The 24,838-nt window shown below is 60.4% G+C and carries 24 protein-coding genes; 8 read left to right on the top strand and 16 right to left on the bottom strand.

Annotated elements, in window-relative coordinates:
- Window positions 1-5 precede the first annotated feature (5 nt).
- The gene (locus HU762_RS02545; RefSeq protein WP_186632466.1) at window positions 6-1,715 is read left to right on the top strand and encodes a diguanylate cyclase; all 1,710 of its coding nucleotides are present in this window, start codon (window positions 6-8) and stop codon (window positions 1,713-1,715) included.
- A 48-nt stretch (window positions 1,716-1,763) separates the two neighbouring features.
- Here HU762_RS02545 and HU762_RS02540 read toward each other — a convergent pair whose 3' ends face one another.
- Together HU762_RS02540 and HU762_RS02535 are read right to left on the bottom strand one after the other, a co-directional pair.
- Entirely contained in the window at window positions 1,764-2,510 is a 747-nt protein-coding gene (locus HU762_RS02540; RefSeq protein ID WP_186632463.1) for a molybdopterin cofactor-binding domain-containing protein, read from the bottom strand.
- 235 nt (window positions 2,511-2,745) lie between these two features.
- Window positions 2,746-3,750, bottom strand: coding sequence for an aldo/keto reductase (locus HU762_RS02535; RefSeq protein ID WP_186632460.1), 1,005 nt, complete (start codon window positions 3,748-3,750; stop codon window positions 2,746-2,748).
- Between the two features lie 209 nt (window positions 3,751-3,959).
- Between HU762_RS02535 and HU762_RS02530 the strand changes: the two genes are divergently transcribed.
- Window positions 3,960-4,415: a GNAT family N-acetyltransferase gene (locus tag HU762_RS02530; protein ID WP_186632457.1), complete on the top strand. Its 456-nt coding sequence runs from the start codon at window positions 3,960-3,962 to the stop codon at window positions 4,413-4,415.
- Between the two features lie 74 nt (window positions 4,416-4,489).
- A complete protein-coding gene (locus tag HU762_RS02525) occupies window positions 4,490-6,343 on the top strand; it encodes an ABC transporter ATP-binding protein (RefSeq protein WP_186632454.1) in 1,854 nt (617 codons plus the stop codon).
- 39 nt (window positions 6,344-6,382) lie between these two features.
- On the opposite strand, the gene HU762_RS26885 is transcribed toward HU762_RS02525, so the two are convergent.
- From HU762_RS26885 to pstS, 8 genes are all read right to left on the bottom strand, one after another.
- Window positions 6,383-6,505, bottom strand: coding sequence for a hypothetical protein (locus HU762_RS26885; protein ID WP_264082721.1), 123 nt, complete (start codon window positions 6,503-6,505; stop codon window positions 6,383-6,385).
- A 51-nt stretch (window positions 6,506-6,556) separates the two neighbouring features.
- The gene (locus tag HU762_RS02520; RefSeq protein ID WP_186632451.1) at window positions 6,557-7,813 is read right to left on the bottom strand and encodes an MFS transporter; all 1,257 of its coding nucleotides are present in this window, start codon (window positions 7,811-7,813) and stop codon (window positions 6,557-6,559) included.
- Window positions 7,814-8,018: 205 nt separating this feature from the next.
- Window positions 8,019-8,672, bottom strand: a complete 654-nt coding sequence (locus HU762_RS02515) for a hypothetical protein (protein WP_189684609.1) — start codon at window positions 8,670-8,672, stop codon at window positions 8,019-8,021.
- Window positions 8,672-9,370 (bottom strand): hypothetical protein, encoded by a 699-nt coding sequence (locus HU762_RS02510; RefSeq protein ID WP_186611879.1) that lies wholly within the window; start codon window positions 9,368-9,370, stop codon window positions 8,672-8,674. The genes HU762_RS02515 and HU762_RS02510 overlap by 1 nt, the downstream gene beginning before the upstream one ends.
- A 93-nt stretch (window positions 9,371-9,463) precedes the next feature.
- The gene (gene pstB, locus HU762_RS02505) at window positions 9,464-10,225 is read right to left on the bottom strand and encodes a phosphate ABC transporter ATP-binding protein PstB (RefSeq protein ID WP_025214260.1); all 762 of its coding nucleotides are present in this window, start codon (window positions 10,223-10,225) and stop codon (window positions 9,464-9,466) included.
- Window positions 10,226-10,300: 75 nt separating this feature from the next.
- Window positions 10,301-11,212 carry a phosphate ABC transporter permease PstA gene (pstA, locus tag HU762_RS02500; RefSeq protein ID WP_186632448.1) on the bottom strand — a complete coding sequence of 304 codons (912 nt, stop codon included), beginning with the start codon at window positions 11,210-11,212 and terminating at the stop codon, window positions 10,301-10,303.
- Window positions 11,212-12,177 (bottom strand): phosphate ABC transporter permease subunit PstC, encoded by a 966-nt coding sequence (gene pstC, locus HU762_RS02495; RefSeq protein WP_186611881.1) that lies wholly within the window; start codon window positions 12,175-12,177, stop codon window positions 11,212-11,214. Before pstC ends, pstA begins: the two co-directional genes overlap by 1 nt.
- A gap of 72 nt (window positions 12,178-12,249) precedes the next feature.
- Window positions 12,250-13,281: a phosphate ABC transporter substrate-binding protein PstS gene (gene pstS, locus HU762_RS02490; RefSeq protein WP_186632445.1), complete on the bottom strand. Its 1,032-nt coding sequence runs from the start codon at window positions 13,279-13,281 to the stop codon at window positions 12,250-12,252.
- A gap of 181 nt (window positions 13,282-13,462) precedes the next feature.
- Here pstS and ppk2 point away from each other — a divergent pair, with 181 nt between their 5' ends.
- Window positions 13,463-14,380 (top strand): polyphosphate kinase 2, encoded by a 918-nt coding sequence (gene ppk2, locus HU762_RS02485; protein WP_186632441.1) that lies wholly within the window; start codon window positions 13,463-13,465, stop codon window positions 14,378-14,380.
- 53 nt (window positions 14,381-14,433) lie between these two features.
- Here ppk2 and HU762_RS02480 read toward each other — a convergent pair whose 3' ends face one another.
- The 6 genes from HU762_RS02480 to HU762_RS02455 form a co-directional block, all read right to left on the bottom strand.
- The gene (locus tag HU762_RS02480; RefSeq protein WP_186632438.1) at window positions 14,434-15,591 is read right to left on the bottom strand and encodes a TIGR03364 family FAD-dependent oxidoreductase; all 1,158 of its coding nucleotides are present in this window, start codon (window positions 15,589-15,591) and stop codon (window positions 14,434-14,436) included.
- Between the two features lie 75 nt (window positions 15,592-15,666).
- Window positions 15,667-16,686 (bottom strand): putative 2-aminoethylphosphonate ABC transporter substrate-binding protein, encoded by a 1,020-nt coding sequence (locus HU762_RS02475; protein ID WP_186632435.1) that lies wholly within the window; start codon window positions 16,684-16,686, stop codon window positions 15,667-15,669.
- A gap of 30 nt (window positions 16,687-16,716) precedes the next feature.
- On the bottom strand, window positions 16,717-17,544 hold the full coding sequence (gene phnX, locus HU762_RS02470) for a phosphonoacetaldehyde hydrolase (protein WP_186632433.1): 828 nt from the start codon (window positions 17,542-17,544) through the stop codon (window positions 16,717-16,719).
- A gap of 17 nt (window positions 17,545-17,561) precedes the next feature.
- Entirely contained in the window at window positions 17,562-19,277 is a 1,716-nt protein-coding gene (locus HU762_RS02465) for a putative 2-aminoethylphosphonate ABC transporter permease subunit (protein WP_186632430.1), read from the bottom strand.
- A gap of 1 nt (window position 19,278) precedes the next feature.
- Entirely contained in the window at window positions 19,279-20,331 is a 1,053-nt protein-coding gene (locus HU762_RS02460; RefSeq protein ID WP_238340328.1) for a putative 2-aminoethylphosphonate ABC transporter ATP-binding protein, read from the bottom strand.
- Between the two features lie 119 nt (window positions 20,332-20,450).
- On the bottom strand, window positions 20,451-21,314 hold the full coding sequence (locus HU762_RS02455; protein WP_186632427.1) for a LysR substrate-binding domain-containing protein: 864 nt from the start codon (window positions 21,312-21,314) through the stop codon (window positions 20,451-20,453).
- A 280-nt stretch (window positions 21,315-21,594) separates the two neighbouring features.
- On the opposite strand from HU762_RS02455, the gene HU762_RS02450 reads away from it, so the two are divergent.
- Genes HU762_RS02450 through phnE form a run of 4 tightly spaced genes read left to right on the top strand, consistent with a single transcriptional unit; the run spans window position 21,595 to window position 24,825 of the window.
- A complete protein-coding gene (locus HU762_RS02450; protein ID WP_186632424.1) occupies window positions 21,595-22,446 on the top strand; it encodes a putative selenate ABC transporter substrate-binding protein in 852 nt (283 codons plus the stop codon).
- Window positions 22,443-23,240: an ATP-binding cassette domain-containing protein gene (locus HU762_RS02445; protein ID WP_186632421.1), complete on the top strand. Its 798-nt coding sequence runs from the start codon at window positions 22,443-22,445 to the stop codon at window positions 23,238-23,240. The genes HU762_RS02450 and HU762_RS02445 overlap by 4 nt, the downstream gene beginning before the upstream one ends.
- Window positions 23,234-24,061 (top strand): ABC transporter permease subunit, encoded by an 828-nt coding sequence (locus HU762_RS02440; RefSeq protein ID WP_186632416.1) that lies wholly within the window; start codon window positions 23,234-23,236, stop codon window positions 24,059-24,061. Before HU762_RS02445 ends, HU762_RS02440 begins: the two co-directional genes overlap by 7 nt.
- A complete protein-coding gene (phnE, locus tag HU762_RS02435; RefSeq protein ID WP_186632414.1) occupies window positions 24,058-24,825 on the top strand; it encodes a phosphonate ABC transporter, permease protein PhnE in 768 nt (255 codons plus the stop codon). Before HU762_RS02440 ends, phnE begins: the two co-directional genes overlap by 4 nt.
- Window positions 24,826-24,838: the final 13 nt, after the last annotated feature.

Genomic DNA, 24,838 nt, shown 5'->3' with positions numbered 1-24,838 from the left:
CTTCAATGCCTGATCGTAAAGCAAGCCTTCTTTTCGCCGCGGGTGCCGCGACGTTTGTGATGGCCGTCACGGCGGCCGTTGGTCCCATCACGTTGTTCTGGACAAACGAGACGCGCCTGGAGCGAAACGTTGTCGAGGTGCAGATAGATCGTATCCGCAACGTCCAGGGCTTGTTGGTTGATGCCGAAACCGGTGAGCGCGGGTACGCGTTGACGGAAAAGGACATATTTCTACAACCTTACTATATCGCCGTATCCCAACTGCCTTCGGCCCTCAAGAGCCTGCGCCTTTCCTATCAAGGCGATCCAGCCGAAGAGGTTGGGCGTGTTGAAGAATTCATCCGCCATGCTGAACTGAAGATGGTGCACCTGGATCGGGTGGTGAAGCTGGTAAGTCTTCATGGAAATGATGCTGCCGAGGAGGAAATCGCTGCTGGCGGTGGTAAAGACCTGATGGACGTCGTCCGTACCATCAGCGCAGAACTGATCATTGACGAAACAAAGGAACTGGCAGCGCTCGAACGTAAGCTTTTAAGCAACATTCGCTGGGCCGTTGCGATTTCGATCGCAAGTTTCATCGTTACCCTGGGTTTAGGTCGTTTCATTTACGTATCCATGCGCCGCAGCGTCCGTCGTCAGTCGGAGTCCGCCGCAGCGGCGATCCTGGCCAGCGACCAACTGAGCCAGAGCCTGGAACGCTTGAAACGCCGTAATGGCGAGATCGGCCTTCTCGCTGACATGGCGAGGTTGCTGCAGACAGAGCTGTCCCAGATGGAAATACTCCAGCTGGCCAGCACTTACTGCCAGCGATTGATACCTGCCAGCGAAGGGGAGTTTTTTCTCTATCGCAACTCCGCTGATGTTCTTCAGCACGCTGCGTCCTGGGGGCAGGCTGAGGAAAAGGGCGCTGATGTCATGCTCAACCCCAAGGATTGCTGGGCAATCAGGCGAGGGCGATCGCATTTGACCGAGCATCACCGCGATCTCTGTTGCCCTCATTACCCCGCGGCGTCGGACGCCGAGCAAGTGACCGATTGTTGTCTGCCGTTAATGGCGTACGGCGAGATCCTGGGGCTGTTGCATATCCGTCAAGTTGGGCTGCGTGACTTGGCCGAGGAGGGGCTCCAAGTCGCTGAAGCCGTGGCCGAACAAACCGCGTTGGCGTTGGCGAATGGCAGGATGCGCCAGGTACTGGAAACCCAGTCCATCAAGGATCCGCTGACGGGGCTGTACAACCGGCGCTTCATGGATGAGACGCTCAAGCGCGAACTCGCGCGCTCCGAGCGCAACGGCTCTTGCCTGAGCGTCATCATGCTGGACCTCGATAACTTCAAGCAGTTGAATGACTCTTACGGCCATGCAGCCGGCGATGCCGTGCTGCGTGCGGTCTCCGCGTTGATCGTGCAATCGCTCAGGTCATCCGATATTGCCTGTCGCTTTGGCGGCGAGGAGCTGATTGTGATCCTGCCGGAATGTTCAGCCGAGGTCGCGGCGTCACGAGCCGAAGCCATACGAGCATCGTTGGAAGAGACGAGCCTGACAGACCACGGGCAGACATTCACGGTGTCGGCTTCGTTTGGGGTGGCTTCCACAGAAACCAGCGGGGCCGATCAAGGTACTCTGTTAAAAGCGGCTGACTCGGCGCTTTACGCGGCCAAGCGACTGGGGAAAAACCGGGTTGAATCCTGGCCGGTGCGCAAAGTGGGAGCCGTTTGAGCGAAGAGTTTTCGTATAGCTGCCTAGTAAGCCAGGCGAAACTGCGAGTTAACTTGCGCTCGATCTTTCCAGTGACTGGATCCGGACCGACTCGTTACCCGTAGCCTTCAAAATTGCATTGCACAGGGCCCGGGCAACAGGTGCGTAGCTGGTCTGGCTGGGCTGGCCGGCTTCGCGCGCGCCGGTGGGATTGATCAGGTGCACCGCGATCTGTCCTGGCAGCCAAGAGACGAGTGGCCAGCGGGTGCGATAGGCAGGTTTAGCCCGGGCGTCTTTAGTGGTCGGATCAAAATCACTGGACGTCACAAACGCTATCCCCATCAGGCAAGCGCCTTCGAGCTGCGAGCGCACGCGACCAGGATTGGCCACGAAACCCAAGTCCGCAACCACGACCGCGTCATGAATGATCAAGCGGCCTTCGTCGCTCACCTCGATATCGAGTACAACCGCCATGCAGGTCTGCGCGTCATAGTGGGCGGCGATGCCTTGCGCCCGACCATGTCTTGGGAGCGTGCCCCAATGGGCTTTTCTTGCCGCTTCGGTGATGACGCTCCGCATTCGATGGCTATCGACGCTTGATGAGTGCCGAGTGTCGTCGTCCGTCGTCGACGCCGGATCAATCAGCGAAAGCAGGTAATCCTTGTGATCAAGCTTGCAGGCGTGCACCTGCGCGGCCATGAATCGCTGTTCGGCGAACAGCCGGAGCAACAGGCCTTTTCTGTCCAGATTGCTGTCGAGTGTCGATTGCCAGGTAAATTGCTCGAGAGCACTGACGTGCGCATCAGGATGGCTCATTGCGTTTCTCCTTCCGGCTGATAGCAAGAGTTCCAGCTAAAGCGATGGGCCCTGTATCGGTACCTGGTCACGGCGGCACCGCAGGGGCAGTCACGCAGTACTTTAGGGGAGAGGATCTGACGTCAGGGTGACGGTCGGCTGACAGGAACATGTCAAACACGCAGGCAAGACATATGCGCCGCCGAATACCGCCGCCTTAAATGGGCGAAAAGACGCCCATCGATGAAAGCCTGAGTTATGCAACCACCGGGTTGTCTCCTGCCTCCCATGAAATGGCCTTTCTCACCGGCGCGGAGGGTACAAGGTTGCTGACACTATCAAGCAGGCCGATGTGTTCAGCCGAAAGCTCAAGCGGGAGCGCGCCGAGGTTGTCGGCGAGTTGGGGCAGGGTGCGTGGGCCGAGAATCGGCACGGCCCCGTGCGTGCCCGCCCACGCGATGGCGACTTGGCCCGGGCTGGCGCCCAGTTCGCCAGCGATGGCGAGTACCGTGTCGAGTACTTGTGTGCGTTGCGCCGAGTCCTCGGGTTGAAACACGCGACCGCCGAAGCCTTCGGCACGGCCTTTTTCACCTTTGCGATATTTTCCGGTGAGCATCCCGCCACCCAACGGCGACCACGTGACGACGCCCAGCCCAAGGGCATGGCTCGCGGGGAAAAGATCGGCTTCAGGATCGCGGTGGACCAGGCTGTGTTCAAACTGGGCGGCGGCAATAGGTATCACGCGATTGAGCTCAGCCAGCGTGGCCACTCGGGCGAGTCGCCACGCGGGAAAATTCGACAGGCCCGCATAGAGGATCTTGCCAGCGCGGGCAAGGTCCTCGAAACCGCGGACTATTTCCTCGGCGGGGGTTACGCCGTCAGGATGGTGCACCCAGTAGAGATCAATGTGATCGGTCTTCAGCCGTTTAAGGCTCGCTTCCACTGAGGCGGCCATGGCCTTGCGGCTGTTGCCAGTGACTAGCCTGTCGGCGTTTGGCGCGGCGCCATTGCTGAATTTCGTCGCGAGGACGAATTGATCGCGCCGGCCTGCGAGCAGCTTGCCGAGTAGCTCTTCAGACTGGCCGAACTGGTAGGCGTCCGCCGTGTCGATGAAATTTCCTCCGGCTTCGGCATACGCATTGAACACGGTCTCGCTGGTGTCTGGATCGGCACCGTATCCCCAGCCCGTGCCAAAATTGCCGGTGCCGAGGGCGACTTGGGAAACCCTGAGCCCAGTCTTGCCAAACGATAGATATTTCATGGTCTACTCCGTTGATCCAGCCACTGATGAGCGCGTCGAGGTGCTTGAAGCATAGACAGGCGTCGGATTTAGGCCCGGGCGCTGCATACATGTGCCGTTGGTGCGGGATTCTGGACGGGCCTGATAGAAGCTGTTCGGCGACGTGGTGCGGTGGGTATGCAGTCGCCTACACTGGCATTTCAACAACCGAACGCAAGGAACAGCGCTCAATGGACTGCGTTATTCGAAAGGCAATCAGTACGGATGCCGTAGCAATCAGCCTGGTCGTGGCAGCGGCACTGCGCGAGTCCAATGCCCAAGACTATTCATCAGACATCATCGAGCAGGTGCAGCGAAGCTTTTCACCGTCGGCAATCCTGGACTTTCTAAGCCTGCGCGAGGTGTATGTCGCGAGCTTCGATGGTCAGCTCGTCGCAACGGGAAGTCTTGATAAAGACACCGTCCGAAGCGTATTTGTTGACCCGTCCTATCAGGGCAGGGGCATTGGTCGTCAGTTGATGGCCACGATCGAGTCGGCGGCCTCGGAAAACGGCGTTGAATGGTTGCGAGTCCCTTCCTCGATCACGGCAGAGACGTTTTATTACTCCCTGGGTTTCCGCAAAGTCCGCGACGCGTTTCACGGCGCAGAGCGCACAATCGTCATGGAAAAATCTTTGAACGGATAATCTTGCCCTCCATCCAAACCCTTCAAAGCAATCTTTAGATGCCAATCTCCTTCTTGGATCGTCATGGAGACACCATGCTTCACGCATTTGAACAACGGCTCGACCCTTTTCCGCCCGACGAGGCGCCGCCACCACCGGACGGTCTGGCGCGGTTCCTGTGGGCCTGTACGCGGGGTGCCCGCGGTTACATCCTGGCGCTTGCGCTGCTTAGCGCCGGAGTGTCTATTTACGAAGCCTGGCTGTTTTCTTTTCTCGGCCAGGTCGTCGACCTGCTCTCGACCTGGCAGGCCGGTGGTGATGCGACCAGGCAGGAAAGCCGAGTCCTTTGGGGCATCGGCATCATGCTGGTGACCAGCATCGGGCTGGTGGCGTTGCGCACGATGGTGCAGCACCAGGTATTGGCGATCAATCTGCCGTTGCGACTGCGTTGGGATTTTCATCGGCTGATGCTGCGGCAAAGCCTTTCGTTCTTCTCGGATGAGTTCTCCGGCCGGGTCACTACCAAAGTGATGCAAACGGCGCTGTCCGTGCGCGAGGTGCTGTTCACCATCATCGAGATCGCGCCGGGGATTGGCGTGTATTTCATCGCGATCATTGCTCTGGCTGGCGGCTTTGATTTGAAGCTGATGCTGCCTTTCATTGCCTGGGTTGCGTTGTTCGGCCTGGCCATGCGGTACTTCGTGCCGCGCCTGGAGAAAGTCGGCCAGGAGCAGGCCAATGCGCGGTCGTCGATGACCGGGCGTATCTCGGACGCCTACACCAACATCACCACGGTGAAGCTGTTCTCCCACTCAAAACGCGAAGCACACTTCGCCCGCGCTGCCATGGAAGATTTCAAGCAAACCGGTTTTCGCCAGATGCGCTTGGTCAGCCAGTTCGAGATCGTCAATCAGGCTTTGGTCGTCGCATTGATCATGGGTTCGGGCGGTTATGCGCTGTGGCTATGGCATCAAGGCGAAGTCGGCACCGGTGCCGTGGCGGCGATTACGGCCATGGCTTTGCGCATCAATGGCATGTCGCACTGGATCATGTGGCAAATGACCTCGCTGTTCGAGAACATCGGCACTCTGCAGGATGGCATGGAGACCTTGACGCGCGGTCCCAAGGTTAAGGATGCGCCGGACGCCGGTGTGCTGGTGACCACCGGTGGTGCGGTGACCTTCGACAACGTCAGCTTCAATTACAACGGCGAACGCCAGGTGCTTGATGGCCTGAGCCTGAGCATCCGGCCAGGTGAAAAGATCGGCCTGGTAGGTCGCTCCGGTGCCGGCAAATCCACGCTGATCAACCTGCTGCTGCGCTTCTACGACGTGGACAGCGGTGAGATTCGAATCGATGGGCAGAACATCGCGCATGTCACGCAGGACAGCCTGCGCAGCGCCATCGGCATGGTCACCCAGGACACGTCGCTGTTGCACCGGTCCATCCGCGACAACATTGCCTACGGTCGCCCCGACGCCACCGATGAGGAAATACGCAGTGCCGCCGCCAGCGCCCAAGCGGATGGGTTCATCAATCAACTGAGCGACAAGCAAGGCCACAGCGGCTACGACACCCTGGTGGGCGAGCGTGGCATCAAGCTTTCAGGCGGCCAGCGCCAACGCATCGCCATTGCCCGGGTCATGCTCAAGAACGCGCCGATCCTGCTGCTGGACGAGGCCACCAGCGCGCTGGATTCGGAAGTCGAAGTGGCCATTCAGGAAAGCCTCGATGAAATGATGAAGGGCAAGACTGTGATCGCCATCGCCCATCGGCTGTCCACGATCGCGGCGATGGACAGGCTCATCGTCATGGATGAAGGGCGGATCATCGAGCAGGGCACCCACGCCGAATTGCTCGGCAAGAACGGCACCTATGCGCGATTGTGGCACCACCAGAGCGGCGGGTTTCTGGGCGAGGATCAGGGGGTGGTTGAGGCGGTGGAGTAGGTGAGGGCAATGGTTCTGTTCGCTGAAACAGCCGACGCATCAGTTCTGCACGCCAGCCACCCGACGACCGTTCATGAAACACAAGAATCCACCCATGGCGGTCAGTGCAATCAAGGCATAGGACATCCGGCAATACAACACGGTGCGCAGCCCGCGGGTCAAGGCGTTTGTCCAAGCGCTGGGCGTGGATTTGAAGGCTTCGGTTTGATTGCTTCAGGCGCCAGAGCTGATCTCGATTCGATCAGTTTTGACGCCTTCAGAACGTTGCATGGTTTCCGGAACCCCAAACCATAGCAGTAAAAACGCCGTCCCGGCGACGCCAGCAAGTGTCAGGAATGCTGCATCGTAGCCAGCCGCTTCAACTACAAATCCCGCCAGACCGTTGCTCAACGCCGCGCCCAGACCGAACACCGTGGTGAGTGCACCGAGGCTGATATTAAAGTGGCCGGAACCAAGCGTGAGGTCCTTGATCATGACCGGGAACAACGCGCCGAAAAGGCCGGCGCCGACGCCGTCGAGCAGTTGTACCGCGACCAGCCAGTACGGATCATCCGACAGGGTATAGAGCACACCGCGCAACGGCAGAATCAGAAAACCCGCCAACAACAGCGGTTTGCGGCCCCATTGATCGGCTTTGGCGCCAGCCAGCAGCGCCATCGGCACCATGACCAGCTGCGCCGCGACGATGCAGGCGGAGGTGAGCGGGGTGGCCATGTGCAGATTGGCGTGGGCAAGCTTTTGGCTCACCAGCGGCAGCATGGCTGCATTTGCCAGGTGGAACAGCGCGCAGCAAACCGCAAACATCAGCAACGGCCGGTGGCTGAGCAACACGGCAAACCCGGAGGGCTGAGGGTGATTGGTGCCACGAGGTTCGAGACCGCGAGCCAGATCATGGTCGATGGCTTCAGCTGAGACGAACGCCACGGCGCACATGCTTGCCAAGGCCATGAACGCCATCAGGTAAAACACCGCCACCGGGCCGAACAAATAAGCAAACAAACCGGCCAGCAAGGCCGCGCAGGCGTTGCCGGCATGGTTGAAAGTTTCGTTGCGCCCGGTTCGCCGCGTGAAAGCGCGAGGACCGGTGATGCCCAGGGTAATCGCCGAAATGGCCGGGGCAAAAATCGATGCCGCCACCGCACTCAAGGCCTGCGTGAGCGCCACCAGGCTGAATGAAGAGACAAAGGGCAACACCAGGCAACTGACGGTCACGATCAGCGCGGCAATCACAATCAACCCGCGCTTGGCACGGCTGCCGTCAACCAACGCTCCCGCAGGCGTCTGTGTGATCAGGGCGGCGACGCCAGCGATCGTCATCACCACGCCGATGCTCGCTGGGTCCCAGTGATGCACCGCCAGCAGGTAGATCGCCAGATACGGCCCGAGACCGTCGCGCACGTCGGCGAGAAAGAAGTTGAGGCTGTCCAGCGACAGGTTGTTGCGGCGTTCCAGGTAGGTGGTCGTGCTCACAGGTAGTCTTTTCGATGTGAGGCTCGGCGAAATGGCTCAACCTCGGTGAAGTTAGAGACTCGTGCATTTTAGGATTAGTTGCAGGGGAGCGGATCCAGATCCGGCGAGTAGACAATCGAATCATAAACATCCGTCGCAAACATCTTGTTTAACATAATATACATTATGCGAACCGCCGTATCAGCTCTTGTGGCTCCCCATGTCCTCATTGAGAACTGACTGCTTCTTCAAGGAAAGCTTGTGCTCGTTGATAGACCGGCTCTTCATGTCTGCGCATTTGCTGCCAAGCGAGCTGCGCCTGGACCATGGCGACCGCATCCAGGACTTTCTGTGCCCAGCGGTCATCCTCCGGATGCACGACGACAACGCGAAACCCATGGTCGTTACCTTCAATCTGCACGCCTTCGGAATCATCGACGTGCAAGTCGATATCGAACGCCGGCGGATACTTTGAAGGCGAATTCGCCAGCCCATGCACCGTCAGTGCGCGATTGTGCAGCACGCTGTTGACCACGCCATCGACGCGGATACCGTATAGCAGCAACCATCGCCTGATATAGGACGGTGTGCGACCAGACGACGTATAGACCCAGATGCTGCAATCCTGACGGCGCAACTCTCGGATCAGGGAACGTGTGCCTTCGCGCAACGGCTCACCCAACCAACGATGAACACAGGCTGGCAGTCTGCTTTGTTCGGCTGCGCAGTGGTGAAGTTGGCACGCGAGTGTGTCGTCAATATCAAACGAGATTCGTACGCGCTGACGCTTGAACAACTGCGTAGGCAGAGCGCAGCGAATGGCCTGCCCTACCCGGCTGCTGAAAGTTTTGCACTTGGCAAGCGCTGGAGATCCGCTCATCAATGACCACCTTGATAAAGGGGCAAAGACTTGCCTTTGAGAAAAAACTTCATCGGATCAGGTGCCTGTTCTTCTAAAAAAGCTGCGTATTTTTTCTTGATCTTGGGCAATTCGTACAATGCCTTGACGCCATGCTTGGCCGAGTTGCGTATGACCGAGGACGGGTTGAAGTAGCCCTCGGCATTCTCCAGCGTCAGCACGAAAGGAGGCAATCCAGCGCGCATGAGCAAATAGCTGACGATCAGCGACCCACTGCGGTTGTTACCCTCGATGAACAACTGCGGCTTGCTGAGGATGCGGACATAGACGCCAGCCGCACGTTTCCAGACTGATTCGCTGCGATACGCGCAGTACCAATTGAACAAATCCTTGATGCCTCCTTCAACGTTGTTGAAGAAATGCTCCTCGGTCGCTGCCAGGTGCTGGGCATATTCCAAACGGCGTGCCGGGTCGCGGCCACAGAGTACCGTGGCATTGATCTCCAGCATCAGGTTCAGTTGCTGAAGATCGAACAGGTCAACGCCGCGGGCAACATACTCATCAACCAATGCGTAACCTTCAAGCACATTGTGCAGCACTTCGTCGGTCAGGGGGTCTCGGGGCTCCGTGAAATGCCGGCTAAGTTCGGCGAAGCGGCTCTGTACTTCACGCAGTGCGCGTTCAATTGCTGGCAAATCAAGCCGATGCGTCGCGGGCATTAGTGCTCCTTGGTAACGCGGGTAAATGTCTACCGGATGCCCGCCAAATCCATTTGGCTTCTGCAGGTATACGGCCTTGACCGGGCGTGTTGCTTAGCTGAACTTACCGCTGATGTAATCCCCGGTCATCTGTTCACGCGGGTTATCGAAAATCTGCGTCGTCGGGCCCATCTCGACCAGATAGCCGGTGCGCGTGCCCTGGGAAATATCCACGGAGAAAAACGCCGTGGTGTCGGCGACACGGATGGCTTGCTGCATGTTGTGGGTCACCAGCGCGATGGTGTAGTCCTTCTTCAACTCGACCATCAACTCCTCGACCCGCCGGGTAGCGATCGGATCGAGCGCCGAACACGGCTCATCCAGCAGCAATACTTCCGGCTCGGTGGCGATGGCGCGGGCAATGCACAGACGTTGTTGCTGGCCACCGGAGAGCGACAGGCCGCTGACCTTGAGCTTGTCCTTGACCTCATCCCACAGCGCGGCGCCTTGCAGCGCGTGCTTGACCCGATCACCGATATCGCCCTTGTAGCGATTGAGGCGCAGGCCAAACGCGACGTTGTCGAAGATGCTCATCGAAAACGGGTTCGGCTGCTGGAACACCATGCCGATGTAGCGGCGCACGACCACGGGATCGACGCCCTTGCCGTAGACGTCCTGTCCGAGGAAGTGTACGTGCCCTTCGAAACGGAAACCCTTCACCAGGTCATTCATCCGGTTGAGGCTGCGCAGCACAGTGCTCTTGCCACAGCCGGAAGGACCGATGAATCCGGTGATCTTGTTCTTCTCGATCGGCACATGGCTGTCACGTACCGCCATGAAGTTCCCGTAGAAAATCTTGTCCAGTTTGCAGTCCATGACTACAGGCGCCTGGGTGACAAACGGAGCGGCTATTTGCGCAGTGGATACGTTCAAAATCAGATGCTCCCGTTCTTAATACTTAGGCTTGCCGAAAATGCGGCTGATGATGTTCACGAACAGCACAATCATCACCAGCACCAACGAGGCCGCCCATGCGAGCTCGAGCTGGTTATCGAAAGGCATGCCGGAGAAGTTGTAGATCAACACTGCAAGCGATGCAGTCGGGTTCATTACCTCAAGACTGCCTTGGTGATAGATCCAGTAGTTGCTGAACAGCGCGGTGAACAACAACGGTGCCGTCTCGCCCGCGGCACGTGCCACGGCCAGCATGACGCCGGTCAGGATTGCCGGCATGCCGGTAGGCAAGACGATTTTCCAGATCACCTGTGAGCGGGTGCAGCCCATGCCGTAGGCGGCATCCTTCATGACCTTGGGCACCATGCGCATCGATTCTTCCGCCGTCAGCACGACGATCGGTAGCATCAGTACCGCCAGCGCTACGCCACCCGCCGGTGCCGAATAAGTACCGGTGGTCATCACCACCAAGGCATAAGCGAAAACCCCGGCCAGGATCGAAGGCAGGCCCGTGAGCATCTTGGCGGCAAAACGCGAGGCGTTCGCCAGTTTGCTGTCCGGCCCCAGTTCAGCCAGGAAGATCGCCGCCATGATGCCGACCGGCACCGCGATTGCCGCTGCGATACCGACCATCACGAAGGTACCCGCCATGGCGTTGCCGAAGCCCCCGCCCATCTCGAAGCCTGTTGGCGGCAGTTCGGTAAAGACTTCCAGGTTCAGGCGAGCGCCACCCCGGGTGATCAGCATGTAGAGCACGGAAATCAGCGGCACGCTGGCCAGTAGCGCACCCGTCCAGACCAGCGTGGTCAGGATCAGGCTGCGCAGGGCGCGGCCCTCGAACTTGCGCTGCAGGCTGGGCATCGCGCCTGCAGGAGCGGTCAAGTCTGTTGCAGCAGAGAGATCAGTCATCACCTATTTCCCCGTTGGGCATACATCATGATCAAGGAGCCGAAGACGTTCACGATCAGGGTGATTAACATCAGCACCAGTGCGGCATACATCAACACCTCGATCTCGTTCGGCCCGGCTTCCGGGAAGTTCAGCGCGAGCAAGGCCGCCAGTGTGTTGGCCGGCGCGAACAGCGAGAGGGAGATGTTGTTCGCATTGCCTACCAGCATGGCCAGCGCCATGGTTTCACCCAACGCGCGCCCCAAGCCGAGAACCAGAGAGCCGAAAATGCCGGTGGCGGCGGACGGCACCATCACCTTGAGAATCGCTTCCCAATGGGTAGTCCCCATGCCATAGGCGGCCTGCTTGGTTTTCATCGGTACGGCCGTGAGAGCATCCTGGGAAACGGCGGCAATGGTCGGCAGAATCATGATGGCAAGCACCAGCGCCGCAGGGAGCAGCCCTGGCCCGCTCAGGGATGTACCGAAAAAAGGCACCCAGCCGAGCTCGCTGTTCAACCAGGTCGTCAGCGGACGAATCGCCGGGATCACCACGTAGATCCCCCACAGGCCATAGACAACGCTTGGAATGGCCGCGAGCAATTCGACAATGGTGCGGAAGATCGCGGCAAGCTTGGGCGGCAGGAAGTCCTGGGTCAGGAAGATCGCCATGCTGACGCCGAAAAAGCCTGCGATCAACAATGCGATCAGGGCGCTGTAGAGCGTGCCCCAGATAGCCGGCAGGATGCCGTACTTACCTTGGTTAACGTCCCAGACACTCCCCAAGAGCACGTCGAAACCATGTTTCTCCATGCCAGGAAGCGCCTTGCGTCCCACCTCGAATACCAGTGCAAACACCAGCGCCAGAATCAGGACCACCCCGATGCGCGCAAGCGCACGAAACGTGCGATCAACCAGGAAGTCCTTCGTCGAGGGTGGTTGGCAGGCGGAGTCCGGATTAACCGGTACGACAAAAGGTTTGTTCATTGGCTAAGTCCGGAACAAGGGGGATAACTCCCCCGGCATGCTAAGAGCAACACCGAGAGAGACCTCACGGCATTACTGGATGTTGGCGGACGCTTTGCGAACCTGCTCGACAACCGATTGTGGCAAGGGGATATAACCCATCGAATCGGCAATCTTCTGGCCTTCGGTCAGGCTGTATTCGACCATTTCACGCATGGCCTTGGCCTTGGCCGGATTGCCGTTATCCTTGCGGAAGATCATCCAGGTGTAGGACGTGATCGGGTACGACTTGGCACCGTCCGGATCCGGCAGCCAGGCCACCAGGTTTTCCGGCATCTTCACCGCAGCCAGGGCCTCGGCACCGCTTTCGGCGTTTGGCACGACGTACTTGCCGGCCTTGTTCTGCAGTTGGGCAAAGTCAACCTTGGCGAGCTTGGCGAAGCCGTATTCGATGTAGCCAATCGCGCCCGGGGTCTGGCGCACAGTTGCGGTGACGCCATCGTTCTTCGGCGACTTGATGAACTTGTCACTGGCCGGCCAGTTGACGGTGTTGCCCTCGCCCAGCGCCTGCTTGAACTCTGGATTGATGGTCGCCAGGTGTTTGGTGAACACGGCGGTCGTACCGCTGGAGTCAGCACGTACAACGACGGTGATCGGTGTATCGGACAGTTTCAGGTCCGGGTTGGCAGCCACAATCTGTGGATCGTTCCAGCGCGTGATCTTGCCCAGGAAAATGTTCGAGTACACGTCGCGTGGCAGCTTGAGACCCTTGGGATTGCCCGGCAGGTTATAGGCCAGCACGATTTCCCCAGCGGTCATCGGCAGCAACTGCACGCCTTCGGCGACCTTGGCGATATCTTCATCTTTCATTGCCGAGTCACTGGCGGCGAAGTCGACGGTTTTGTTCAGGAAATCCTGTACGCCCGCGCCACTGCCCTTGGATTGGTAATCAACGGTGACACTGTCGGACTTCTTGCTGAAATCCTTGAACCAGGTGAGGTAGATCGGTGCAGGGAAACTCGCCCCGGAACCTGTCAGACGGACATTCTCTGCTGCGAAGGACGCCGAGGTGGCACAAAGAGAAACCGCAATGGCGAGCGCAGCAGACTTCATCAAACTTTTCATTAAGGGACACCTTGTGATTACGGGCTCCCGAACTCTGCAGCAGTTTTGTTACGTTTTCATGAAAGCTCAATGGCAAGCAGCACGGTTATCCTCCTGTAACCGCAGCAAAGCAGTTCGATGTAATGGGCTCGTAACAAATTACGCCTAACACTTTGCCATCCTCAATCCGCGAGCCCCTTCTATGTCCTCTGCACCAGACACCTTGATACAGCGCATCCACCGTGAGCTGCTTGATCACAGTGATGAAGAGCTGGAACTGGAATTATCCGAAGACGGGCATGACCTGAATGCGCTCTTCGACGAGCACGTAACGGAAGGCACAGAGAAGGATGCTCGCAGGCTATATTTCAGCGAACTGTTCCGCCTGCAAGGCGAACTGGTCAAGCTGCAAAGCTGGGTGGTCAAGACGGGCCACAAAGTCGTGATTCTGTTCGAAGGACGGGATGCCGCCGGCAAAGGCGGCGTCATCAAGCGAATCACCCAGCGCCTGAATCCTCGGGTCTGCCGGGTCGCCGCCCTGCCCGCCCCCAACGACCGCGAACGTACCCAATGGTACTTCCAGCGCTACGTCTCGCATCTGCCGGCGGCGGGCGAAATCGTACTGTTCGACCGTAGCTGGTACAACCGTGCGGGTGTGGAACAAGTGATGGGGTTTTGCAACGAAGATCAGTACGAAGAGTTCTTCCGTACCGTGCCGGAGTTCGAACGCATGCTCGTCCGCTCCGGCATCCAATTGATCAAATACTGGTTCTCCATTTCCGACCAGGAACAGCACCTGCGCTTTCTGAGTCGCATCCATGATCCGCTCAAGCAGTGGAAACTCAGCCCTATGGACTTGGAGTCGCGCCGGCGGTGGGAAGCCTATACCAAGGCCAAGGAAATCATGCTTGAACGCACCCACATTGCCGAAGCACCTTGGTGGGTGGTACAGGCCGATGATAAAAAGAAAGCCAGGCTTAACTGCATCAATCATCTTCTCGGGCAGATGGCCTATGAAGAGGTTGAGCTGCCGGTAATCGAACTGCCGCAGCGCGTCAGGCAAGAAGACTATTCCCGAAGCCCCACTCCACCTGAACTTATCGTGCCCCAGGTGTATTGAAGTCAGCCACGTTGGGGGCCGCTGTACGAGGCCCCCTTGTAGCGCACTTGAGATCAAGCCGCCGAACTGTGCGGGCGGGCTTCACCCAGCAAGTCCGCGATAGTGCGCTCGCCAAGCGCGAGGCCCACGCTCATCCCCAACCCGGTGTGCATCAGCACAGCGGTAACCCCCGGCGCGGCGGCGAGCACGCTGAACGGCCCAGGTCCGCGCGCGCCATACACGCCTTGCCATCGTTCCAGTACTTCGATTTCGCCGCCCAGGGTATCTTGCGCAAGATCGATCAGAATCCGATCCACCTGCTCGGTGTTGAACGGCGAAATGTCGCGGCCGTAGACATGGGAGTCGCCAATGATCAGATCGCCGTGCGGTGTGGGACTGATGAGCAAATGGATGCCATGCGTCTCCAACTCCGGTTGGTTCGTGCGGATCTGCGCGCGGATGGCCTGCGCTTCAGGCAGATCGGCGAAGGCGCCGTAGTGCACGCAGCTCAGTCCGGTCAGCAACGCATGTTGCAACGCCAAAGGCTGACGTGGGCGGACGCGGAGCATTTGCAGTCCGCACACCTGCGGTTTTAGCGCGGCGATTTGCTCGGCCAGCAGCGTCTGGTAGTCATGGCCTGAGCACACGACAATGTGCCGCGCGGTAAAGCGTCCGGTACTGGTTAACGCACAGTTGCTTTCAACATCGCGCACCAGCGTCGAGAAGTGGAATTCAACACCCAAGGCCCGGGCCAGGTAATCGACAATCTGCGTAAGCGCCTCGCGGGAATACAACTGCTGGTCGTCCAGGCCTAGCAGCGCCGCGCGATGATGGGCGAAACGGCCGTCATAGAGTGCCGCCAGCGCCTCGCCACGCAGCAGTTGGGTGCGATAACCCAACGTCGCGCCCCGCCCGTTCACGAAGGCCTCGAGCAACGCTTCTTCGACTTCAGTGCGGGCGAACAACAGCGAGCCTTGTTGGTGCATATGCAGCCCGGCCCCCTGCCCCAGGGTCTTCCATAAACCGTTCGCCTCCCGTGCCAGGTCCAGCATGATGCCCGGCGCCTGGCCGCTGACCAAAGCCTGGCCGAAGTTGCGAATCGAGGCACCGAGCGGCGTATGGCTGCGCTCGAATACCTTGACCTTGAGGCCGCGCTTGGCACCCGCCCAAGCGTGGGCCAACCCGAGAATGCCGGCGCCGACGATCAGCAGATCGCAGTCGTGCTCAGACATGAAAACTCCTTAAAAACGATCGATATTACGAGGCCCGCGCGACACCGCCGGGCCTGCGACAGGCATTGCAGAAAGCTATTTGGCGACGGGCTCTGACTTGCCGTCGTAACGCTTGCGCCACTCGGCAAGCACTCTGTCGCGGTTCTCCGATGCCCAGGCGAAATCGTTGCGGATCAGCCGTTGTTCGTAGTCCGCTGGCAGCTCCGGCAAACGCTCGGCGATGCCCGGTTGTGCCAGGACGGCGAAGTTGGCTTTGTACAGTTCCATGGCCTCGCGGCTAGCCGAGAAATCAGCGAGTTTCCTGGCAGCTTCCAAGTGTCGGGTGCCTTTGATGATGGCGGTGGCTTCGATTTCCCAGCCCAGGCCTTCAGCGGGCAGCACGATGTCCAGGGGCGCGCCTTTGCGCTTGAGCTGGATGGCCGGGTATTCAAACGAAATGCCGATAGGGAACTCACCGGCGGCCGCCAGCTTGCAGGGCTTGGAGCCGGAATGCGTGTACTGGCCGATATTGGCGTGCAACTTGTCCATGTAGGCCCAGCCCTTGGCCTCGCCGAAGGTTTGCAACCAGGCGCTGACATCCAGGTAACCGGTGCCCGACGAGGCCGGGTTGGGCATGACGATCTTGCCTTGGTACACCGGGTTCGCCAGGTCTTCCCAGCGCGTGGGTTTGGGCAGCCCCTGCTTCTGCGCTTCCACCGTATTGAAACAGATCGCGGCAGCCCAAACGTCCATGCCGACCCAAGCCGGCGGTATATCGGCATCCCGATAGTTGGCGGCGATCTGGTTAAGATTCGCCGGGCTGTAGGTATCGAGCAAACCTTGTTGCTTGAGAATCGCCAGGCTGGAGCCGGCGAGTCCCCAGACCACGTCGGCTTGCGGGCGATCCTTCTCTGCCAGCAGCTTGGCGGTGACGATGCCGGTGGAGTCGCGCACCCATTTGATCTCGATCTCCGGGTTCTGCTGCTCGAAGGCTTGCTTGTAGGCTTTGAGCTGCTCGACCTCGAGGGCCGTGTATACGGTCAGTTCGGTATTGGCCTGGGCCTGGAAGGTACAGGCGGCCAGCAAGCCAGCGGCCAAGGCGATGCGTTTGGACATGGTACGGCTCCGTGTCAGTCAGTGAGGCTTTCAGGTATGCGACGGCAATACACCGCGGGCCAGCTGCGCGTTGATCTGGTCAATCACAGCGGGCAATTCGGCAATGGTGTCGATGAGATAATGCGGGCGGCAGGCGGCAAACAAGCCGTCGATGCGGCTACGCTCGGTCGCCAACTGTTGCGCCGAGAGGGCTTGGAACTGCTCCCAGTCGAGGCCGAGGAAATTGCCGGAAAAGCGCAGCGCCACGGTCCACATCCCTGCCCTGCGGCCTTCGAGAATGCCGGGTTCGGTGTCGTCGACCTTCACGCAGCCCGCGACGTCGTCCAGGCCCAGGGCAATTACGTTGGCCAGCGCCTGCGCCGGGCTTGGCCGCCCCTTGGGAACGTCGTCGGTGGCAACCACATGATCGGGTCGATAACCCTTGGCCGCGGCCAGTTCGACGACTTTGTCCATCACCTGCCTGGGATACCCGGAACAACTGCCGATCTTGAGACCGCGCTGGCGCAGCGCGGCAATGCTGTCCAATGCGCCGGGGATCAGGTCCGAATGGTTGGCGACTTTCGCAATCTGCAGCGGCATGAAGCGTTGGTAGATTGCGGTCACATCATCATCGCTTGGCGCACGTGCGAAGCGGTGATGGAAACGTTCAGCTACCGCCGGCTGATTGCACAAGGTGCGGATATGCTCCCATTTGCCCATGCCCATCGGGCCACGCGCCTCTTCCAGGCTGATCTGGATGTCGAAGCTGGCGAAGGCTTCGACGAAGATCCGCGTCGGGGCGAACGAACCGAAGTCCACCACAGTGCCCGCCCAATCGAGAATGGCCGCCTGCAGGTGTGTAGGGGGTTGGTAATGCATGACTATCTCCAGGATTTTCAAAGACCCGGCGCCTGCTGGCGCCAGGCTTGGGAACGGCGCAGCAGCCGGCGCGAGAGTGCCGCGAGCAGCAGCGACACACCGGCCGAGGTCAGCAGGATCAGCGTGGACATCGCGGCGGCCCCGCCGACATTGCCGGCGTCGTCCATGTTCAATACGGCCACTGCGGCCAGGACGCTGTCAGGGCTGTAGAGAAAGATCGCCGCCGAGACGGTGGTCATCGCCGACACGAACAGATAACGGATGATGTCGAGCAGCGCTGGCAGGCACATGGGCAATGTCACCCGCAGGAAGTGGCGAGCCAGCGGCACTTTGAGCGCCAGCGCCGCGGCTTCGAATTCGTCGTCGAGCTGCCGCAGGGCCGAGCTTGCGGTCATGTGCGCGGTCGTCAAGAAGTGGGCGACGGTGCAAACAACCAGCAGGGCCAGGCTGCCGTACAAACTGTTCAGTGGATTGCCCGGCACGTTGAAGAAAAATACGTAGCCCAGGCCCAGGACCAGGCCGGGCACGGCCATTGGCACGAAGCTGAGCAAGCGCAGGATTCGGGTCAGCGGACTCTGTCGGGTTTTCTCGATCAGGTAAGTGCCGGTGAAGATCAGCAGGCTGCCGAACAAGGCGCTGCACAGCGCCAGCAACAGGCTATTGCGATAAGCCAGCCAGCCGCCGGGCAGCTCGGAAAAGGCATAGTTTTCAAGCGACAACGACAGGTCATACGGCCAGAACTGCACGAGTGAGGCGTATACCGCCATGCCGAACACGCCGACCAGCGCGCAGCAGATCAGGGCCGTTACGCTCAGGAAGGCAGCGTCCCTGCCCCGTGACGGCGACGGGTGATAAACCTGCGCTCGACCGCTCAGGGTGTCGCGCTGACTACGACGCAGCCATGCGTCCACCGCAAAGCTGAGTAACGCCGGCAGCAGCAGAACCACGCCGATCAGCGCCCCTCGGCCAAACTGCTGCTGGCCTACGACAGCCTTGTAGGCTTCCAAGGCAAGCACTTGGTAATCACCGCCGACCGTGACGGGCACGCCGAAATCGGTGATGCACAGGGTGAATACCAGGCAGAAAGCCGCGAACACACCTTGGCGGCTGCCGGGCCAAGTGATGCTGCGAAAGGCTCGCGATGGCGAGGCGCCCATGCTCGCAGCCGCATCGAACAACCGCGCGTCCGACAACGCCAATGCCGACATCAGCACCATCAATGCATGGGGGAAGGTGTAGATCGCTTGCCCGAGGACGATGCCCCAGAACCCGTAGATATTGTCGGTAACCAGGCCGCGCAGCAGCCCTTGGTTGCCGAACAGATAGATCAGCGCAATGCCCGGCAACATCGACGGTGCCAGCAACGGCAGCAGCGAGATGCCCCGCCACAACGGCTTTGCCACGATGCAGGTGCGTTGCAAGGCGTAGGCGAAGGCATAGGCCTGCGGCACCACGATTGCCGCGACGGTCAGCGAAGCCGTCAGGCTGTTGCCAAGCAGCCAATGAAAATGGCCGCTGGTGAACAACCTCAGCGCCGCCTGCAGGCCGCCGCCCTGGCTGGCGTCCCCGCTGAACGCACGCCACAGCATGGCGAGCAAAGGCAGCAGTACCGCCAGTACCAGCAACAGCAGAAGCAGCCATTGCCCGCCGCGAATGAACACTTGGTCTGGCAAATCACCGGGCACTTGGCGCGGCTGCAACACGGCCGGCTTGATGGACATCGTGCCTTGCATATCAGCTGAACACCTGGAGACTGTGGGACGGCAGCGCGACCTTCAGCGGTGCATGGGTCAGCTGCGGCATGGCGTGCGGCTCCAGCTCCGCCAGCAGCATGTGGCCCGGCAACGCGTCCAGCTCAAAGCTCAAGCGGCAACGGTTGCCGAGGAAGGTCAGCTCACGCAACTGTGCATCGAAGAGATTGTCTTCCGGCGTCGACGGGTTGATCCGTACGGCTTCCGGACGGCAAAAGAGTCGTCCGCTGCGACGCGCGTCAGCACCATGCAGGTTGAGGCGGTGCCCGCCGACGCGCACCTGGCCATCCTGCCCGCGCTCGAAGGGCAGCCAGTTGCCCTGCCCGACAAAGTCTGCGACGAAGGCAGTCGCCGGTGCGCGGTAGATCTGTTGAGCGCTGGCAAATTGTTCAACGCGACCCTGATTGATCACCGCGATGCGGTCGGCCATCAACATCGCCTCGTCCTGGTTGTGAGTGACCATCAACGTGGTAACGCCCAGGCGTTTTTGCAGTTGGCGCAACTCGCTGCACAGATGTTCGCGTACCCGGGCATCCAGGGCCGACATCGGTTCGTCGAGCAGCAGCAACGACGGCGCCGGGGCCAAGGCACGCGCCAAGGCGACCCGCTGCTGTTGTCCGCCGGAGAGCTGGCCTGGGTATTTTTTCTCGCTGCCACACAGCCCGACGAGGTTGAGCATTTCGTTGACCCGCCCGCGAATCGTCTCGCGGCCATTACCGGCCAAACCGTAGCCAATGTTCTGTTCCACCGTCAGGTTGGGAAACAGCGCATAGGATTGAAACAGGATGCCGTAGTCACGCGCCTGGGGCGCCAGGGTCGAGACATCCCGGGCGCCAATCATGATCGTCCCGCGGTCCTGTCGCTCCAGGCCGGCGATGCAGCGCAGCAGCGTGGTCTTGCCGCAGCCGGACGGCCCGAGCAAGCACACCAACTCACCCGCGGCGATATCCAGCGACACCCCATCCAGCGCCTTGAAGGCACCGAAACCCTTGTGGATGTCGCGTATCTGCATGTCTACGGAGCGTGTACTTGTCATGACGTAACCTCGATGAGCTGTCAGCTCGACGAGAGTCATGGTAGGCAGGCAGTACGAAAGCTTGATGGCAGTTGGCTAAAAGCTGCCGATAGTGTCATCGGCAAATTTGCGTAGCGGGTTCAGGAGCCGGTTGTCGCTCGTGCCAACACCAGGAATGCCGAGGGCAGCCGGGCCTGGCGGCGCTCTTTCAAACAGTAAAGGTATTCCGCGATCAACGGCGCGCCCTCCAGTTCAACGACTTTGAGCTGCGGGTTCTCCGGCACTTCATGACGCGCGATGATGCTGATGCCGATGTTGCGCAGGACCGCCTCGCGAATCGACTCGCGACTGCCGATCTCCAACAGCGGGCCTGTCGCCACGCCCGCCTCTCGCAGCAGCGCCATGGTGAGCGTGCGGGTGGTCGAGCCTTTCTCGCGCATCAGCAGGCAGTGCCCGGCCAGGGCGCTCGGCGGCACACGATCATGGCTGGCAAGTGGGTGGCTGCGGTGTACGGCGAGCACCAAGGGGTCATGCCCCAACACCAACCGCGTCAGACGAGCATCCTCGACCAGTTGCGAGGACGCGGCCAGGTCCACGCGGTACTCTTCCAGCGCCTCGATGACCTGCAGCGAATTACCGATCTCCAGGGTCACTTCGCAAAGCGCAAACTGCTCGCGAAAGCCCTTGATGATATCGAGCACGTAATAAGGGGCGGTGGCGCCAATGCGCAGCGTGCCTTGCACCTGGCCACTGTTGCGCAGGAAAAAATCGATGTCGGCCTCCTGCTGCAACAGCTTCTGCACCATCGGCAGCAACTGTGCGCCCTCATCACTCAGCGTCAGGCGCCGGCCTCCCCGGAAAAACAGCTCCACGCCGTACTGGGCTTCCAGGTTGCGTATCTGCGTGGTGACCGTCGGCTGGCTGAGCCCGAGTTTCTTCGCCGCCTGGGTGACGCTGGCCAGGCGAGCGACCATATGGAAAGACTTCAGCTCGGCGCTGAGCATGTTGTTGACGCTCCAGAAAGGTGACGGGGCAAGCGACTATAAATAATGAATGGGCAACCTGCAGCCGTGGTGAGGAATTGTGTATTCGGGCGGTAACCAATTCCTTCAAAGAACCGCTTGCTTCACTGGTTTGACCTTGTACGATCCCGGCATTGCAATTCGTCGAGATTTACCTGGTCGGTAGAAACGATCAAAATCGCCTCTATTCGTCTACCCTCACACTGCGCCCGGCCGATGCCTGGCGCTTGAATATTCCTGCTTTCATGCACCGGAGATTTTCATGCTCAAGCGTACCCTGGCCCTGGCCGTCGGTTTGACCCTGTCCTTTAGCTCGATTTTGGCCCAGGCCGCCGACACCTTGAAGGTCAGCGCGATCCCCGATGAAGCGCCGACCGAACTGCTGCGCAAGTTCAAGCCGCTGGGTGCCTATCTGGAGCAACAGACTGGCATGAAAGTGGAGTTCATACCGGTAAGCGACTACCCCGCCGTGGTCGAGGCGCTGGCCACCGACCGGATCGACCTGGCCTGGCTGGGTGGTTTCACCTTCGTGCAGGCACGCTTGAAGACCGGCAACGCCATTCCCTTGGTGCAACGTGAGCAGGATGCCCAGTTCACCAGCAAATTCATCACCGCCGATCCTGCCGTCAAGTCCCTGGCCGACCTCAAGGGCAAGAGCTTTGCCTTCGGCTCGATCTCGTCCACCTCGGGCAGCCTCATGCCGCGTTATTTCATGCTCAAGGACGGGATCAAGCCGGAAAGCTATTTCAGCCGTGTAGGTTACTCGGGCGCCCATGACGCGACCGCTGCCTGGGTCCAGGCGGGCAAGGTCGATGCCGGTGTGCTCAACGCCAGCGTCTGGGAAAAACTGGTGGCTGCCGGCAAGGTCGACACCAACAAGGTCAGGGTATTTGCCACCACCCCGGCGTACTTCGATTACAACTGGACCGTGCGCGGCACCCTCGACCCGGCGCTGGCGTCCAAGATCAAGGCGGCGTTCCTGGCGCTCGACCCGGCGAACCCGAAGGACAAGGAAATCCTCGACCTGCAAGCCGCCAGCCGCTTCATCGAAACCAAGCCTGAAAACTACAAGGGCATCGAAGAAGCCGCACGCGCCGCCGACCTGCTCAAATGACACTGCGTCTGACCCAGGCCAGCGTGATTCACGCCAACGGCGCCCAGGCGTTGCGTGGCGTGGACCTGCACATTGGCGCGGGCGAACAGGTGGCTATCATCGGCCCGTCGGGCGCTGGCAAATCCAGCTTGCTCAATGTGCTGGCCACTGCCCTGCGTCCGGCTCAGGGTGAGGTTCAGGTGTTGGGCGAGTCAGCCTGGGAACTCTCGGCGCGTCAGCGTCAGCGCTTGCGCGCGCGCATCGGTCTTATCCATCAGGCGCCGCCCCTGCCCCCGCGCCAGCGCGTGGTCACGGCGGTGCTGGCCGGCAAACTGGGCCAATGGGGCATGGGCAAGAGCCTGCTGAACCTGCTGCACCCGCTGGATATTCCAGGAGCGCGGGCGGCCTTGGCCCGGCTGGACCTGGACGACAAGCTGTTCGCGCAATGCCAGCAGTTGTCCGGCGGACAGCTGCAACGGGTCGGCATCGCCCGCGTGCTGTATCAGGCGCCCGAGGTGCTGTTGGCGGACGAGCCGGTATCGGCGATGGACCCGGTGCTGGCAGAGCACACCCTTAGCGTCCTTTGCCAACACGCGCGGGAACATCGCGTGACCCTGGTTACCAGCTTGCATGCGGTGGAGCTGGCCCTCGGACATTTCTCCCGGATCATTGGCTTGCGAGACGGCCAGATCCTCTTCGATTTGCCGGCCGAGGCGGTCGACCGCAAGCAGCTCGACACGCTGTATGCCAATGAACAACTGGCGTCCTTGTCGAGTCCATCGCCATCCTCGAGCGTGCAGATCCCCCGATGCTGAAGCGTGACTCCCGGGACCCGGCTGCCCGCCCTCGCCTGCTTATGGCCCTTTTGGCTCTTATTCTGTTGTGGCCAGGCCTGCGATTCAGCGAATTGAACCTTGGCGTGCTGCTGGCCAGCGACAGCCAGAGCGAAATGGGCCGGTTCGTCGCCGCGTTCTGGCCGCCGGCCCATGACGAGGCGTTCGTCGAGATGCTGCTGCAAGCCACGTTGCAGACCTTGGCGATCGCCACCGCCGGCATGGCCCTGGCGCTTCTGTTTGCGGTTCCGGCCAGCCTGCTGGCCAGCCGCGCTTTGTCATTGTCTGCTGCGTACCGTGCCGGTAGGCCCAGTCAATGGGGACAATGGCTGCGTTGGCCGATACGCGGCCTGCTGATTTTCCTGCGCAGCGTGCCGGAAATCGTCTGGGCCTTGCTCTTCGTCCGCGCCGTCGGCCTGGGCCCCACCGCCGGGGTGTTGGCCATTGCCATCACCTACAGCGGCATGCTCGGCAAGGTCTACGCGGAAATCTACGAGTCGGTCGACCAGCGCCCGGCCCACGCTTTGATGCAGGCCGGTAGCGGCCGGCTCGCGGCATTCTGCTACGGGATCCTGCCCAACGTCGTCGCCGAGCTGCTGTCGTACACCGTGTATCGCTGGGAATGCGCCGTCCGCGCCTCGGTGGTGATGGGCTTCGTGGGTGCGGGTGGCCTGGGGCAGCAAATGGACCTGTCGTTGCGCATGTTCGCCGGCGGAGAAGTCGCCAGCCTGCTGCTTATGTTCCTGGCACTGGTGCTGCTCGCCGATCAGCTCAGTCGCCTGCTGCGTTGGAGGCTGGCATGAATCGCTTGCTCAACACGCTGATGCTGCTGGGCATTGGCGCGGCGGTCGTTGCCTCGTTTGCCTACCTGAGCATCGACCTGGGGGCGTTGGCTGACAACACCAACCTCAAGCAAATGGGCGCTTATGCGCAACGCTTCCTCAGCCCCGACCTGAGCCCGGCCTATCTGAAGGCAGTCGGCCACGGCGCGCTGGAAACCATCGCCATGTCTGCTGTTGGCACGCTGCTCGCGGCGGTGTTGGGGTTGGCATTGGCGCTGCCTGCCGCCGGGCGACTTGGCTGGCCCCTGCAAAGCGCGTCGCGCCTGTTGCTGAACGCGTTGCGCGCGGTGCCGGAACTGGTGTGGGCGGCGTTGATGGTGTTCGCCGCGGGACTCGGTCCCAATGCCGGCACGCTGGCACTGGCCCTGCACACCGTCGGAGTGCTCGGCCGACTGTTTGCCGAGGCGCTGGAAAACACCCCGTCGCAAGCCGCCGACGCCATTCGCCTGCAAGGCGGCAGCGCGCTCTGGGCTTTTTGCTACGGCACCCTGCCCAACCTGATGCCGCAGCTATTGGCCTACACGCTGTACCGCTGGGAAAACAACATACGCATGGCCAGCGTATTGGGTTTTGTCGGTGCCGGCGGCCTGGGCCAGATGCTCTATGTCAGCCTCAGCCTGTTCCAGGAAGCCCAAGGCAGCACGGTGATCCTGGCCATGTTGGTGCTGGTCTTCACCGTCGACACATTGAGCAGTTGGAGCCGTCAGCGCTGGGTCAAGGCATGATGGTCGCCCAGCG

The sequence above is a fragment of the Pseudomonas sp. SWRI92 genome (assembly GCF_014268685.1).
Classification (GTDB): Bacteria; Pseudomonadota; Gammaproteobacteria; order Pseudomonadales; family Pseudomonadaceae; genus Aquipseudomonas; species Aquipseudomonas marvdashtae.
Note: the sequence above shows the minus strand (reverse complement) of the source record. Positions and strands in the feature narration are given on the sequence as shown.

Bases quoted from the DNA above. Each gene is read 5' to 3' on its own strand.
- HU762_RS02455 (WP_186632427.1), bottom strand. From the start codon at position 21,314: ATGCTCAGCGCCGAGCTGAAGTCTTTCCATATGGTCGCTCGCCTGGCC.
- pstA (WP_186632448.1), bottom strand. From the start codon at position 11,212: ATGACTGATCTCTCTGCTGCAACAGACTTGACCGCTCCTGCAGGCGCG.
- HU762_RS02515 (WP_189684609.1), bottom strand. From the start codon at position 8,672: ATGAGCGGATCTCCAGCGCTTGCCAAGTGCAAAACTTTCAGCAGCCGG.
- HU762_RS02540 (WP_186632463.1), bottom strand. From the start codon at position 2,510: ATGAGCCATCCTGATGCGCACGTCAGTGCTCTCGAGCAATTTACCTGG.
- HU762_RS02525 (WP_186632454.1), top strand. From the start codon at position 4,490: ATGCTTCACGCATTTGAACAACGGCTCGACCCTTTTCCGCCCGACGAG.
- ppk2 (WP_186632441.1), top strand. From the start codon at position 13,463: ATGTCCTCTGCACCAGACACCTTGATACAGCGCATCCACCGTGAGCTG.
- HU762_RS02530 (WP_186632457.1), top strand. From the start codon at position 3,960: ATGGACTGCGTTATTCGAAAGGCAATCAGTACGGATGCCGTAGCAATC.
- pstS (WP_186632445.1), bottom strand. From the start codon at position 13,281: ATGAAAAGTTTGATGAAGTCTGCTGCGCTCGCCATTGCGGTTTCTCTT.
- HU762_RS02440 (WP_186632416.1), top strand. From the start codon at position 23,234: ATGCTGAAGCGTGACTCCCGGGACCCGGCTGCCCGCCCTCGCCTGCTT.
- pstC (WP_186611881.1), bottom strand. From the start codon at position 12,177: ATGAACAAACCTTTTGTCGTACCGGTTAATCCGGACTCCGCCTGCCAA.
- phnE (WP_186632414.1), top strand. From the start codon at position 24,058: ATGAATCGCTTGCTCAACACGCTGATGCTGCTGGGCATTGGCGCGGCG.
- HU762_RS02460 (WP_238340328.1), bottom strand. From the start codon at position 20,331: ATGACAAGTACACGCTCCGTAGACATGCAGATACGCGACATCCACAAG.
- HU762_RS02510 (WP_186611879.1), bottom strand. From the start codon at position 9,370: ATGCCCGCGACGCATCGGCTTGATTTGCCAGCAATTGAACGCGCACTG.
- HU762_RS02445 (WP_186632421.1), top strand. From the start codon at position 22,443: ATGACACTGCGTCTGACCCAGGCCAGCGTGATTCACGCCAACGGCGCC.
- HU762_RS02450 (WP_186632424.1), top strand. From the start codon at position 21,595: ATGCTCAAGCGTACCCTGGCCCTGGCCGTCGGTTTGACCCTGTCCTTT.
- HU762_RS02480 (WP_186632438.1), bottom strand. From the start codon at position 15,591: ATGTCTGAGCACGACTGCGATCTGCTGATCGTCGGCGCCGGCATTCTC.
- HU762_RS02475 (WP_186632435.1), bottom strand. From the start codon at position 16,686: ATGTCCAAACGCATCGCCTTGGCCGCTGGCTTGCTGGCCGCCTGTACC.
- HU762_RS02465 (WP_186632430.1), bottom strand. From the start codon at position 19,277: ATGCAAGGCACGATGTCCATCAAGCCGGCCGTGTTGCAGCCGCGCCAA.
- HU762_RS02545 (WP_186632466.1), top strand. From the start codon at position 6: ATGCCTGATCGTAAAGCAAGCCTTCTTTTCGCCGCGGGTGCCGCGACG.
- pstB (WP_025214260.1), bottom strand. From the start codon at position 10,225: ATGGACTGCAAACTGGACAAGATTTTCTACGGGAACTTCATGGCGGTA.
- phnX (WP_186632433.1), bottom strand. From the start codon at position 17,544: ATGCATTACCAACCCCCTACACACCTGCAGGCGGCCATTCTCGATTGG.
- HU762_RS02535 (WP_186632460.1), bottom strand. From the start codon at position 3,750: ATGAAATATCTATCGTTTGGCAAGACTGGGCTCAGGGTTTCCCAAGTC.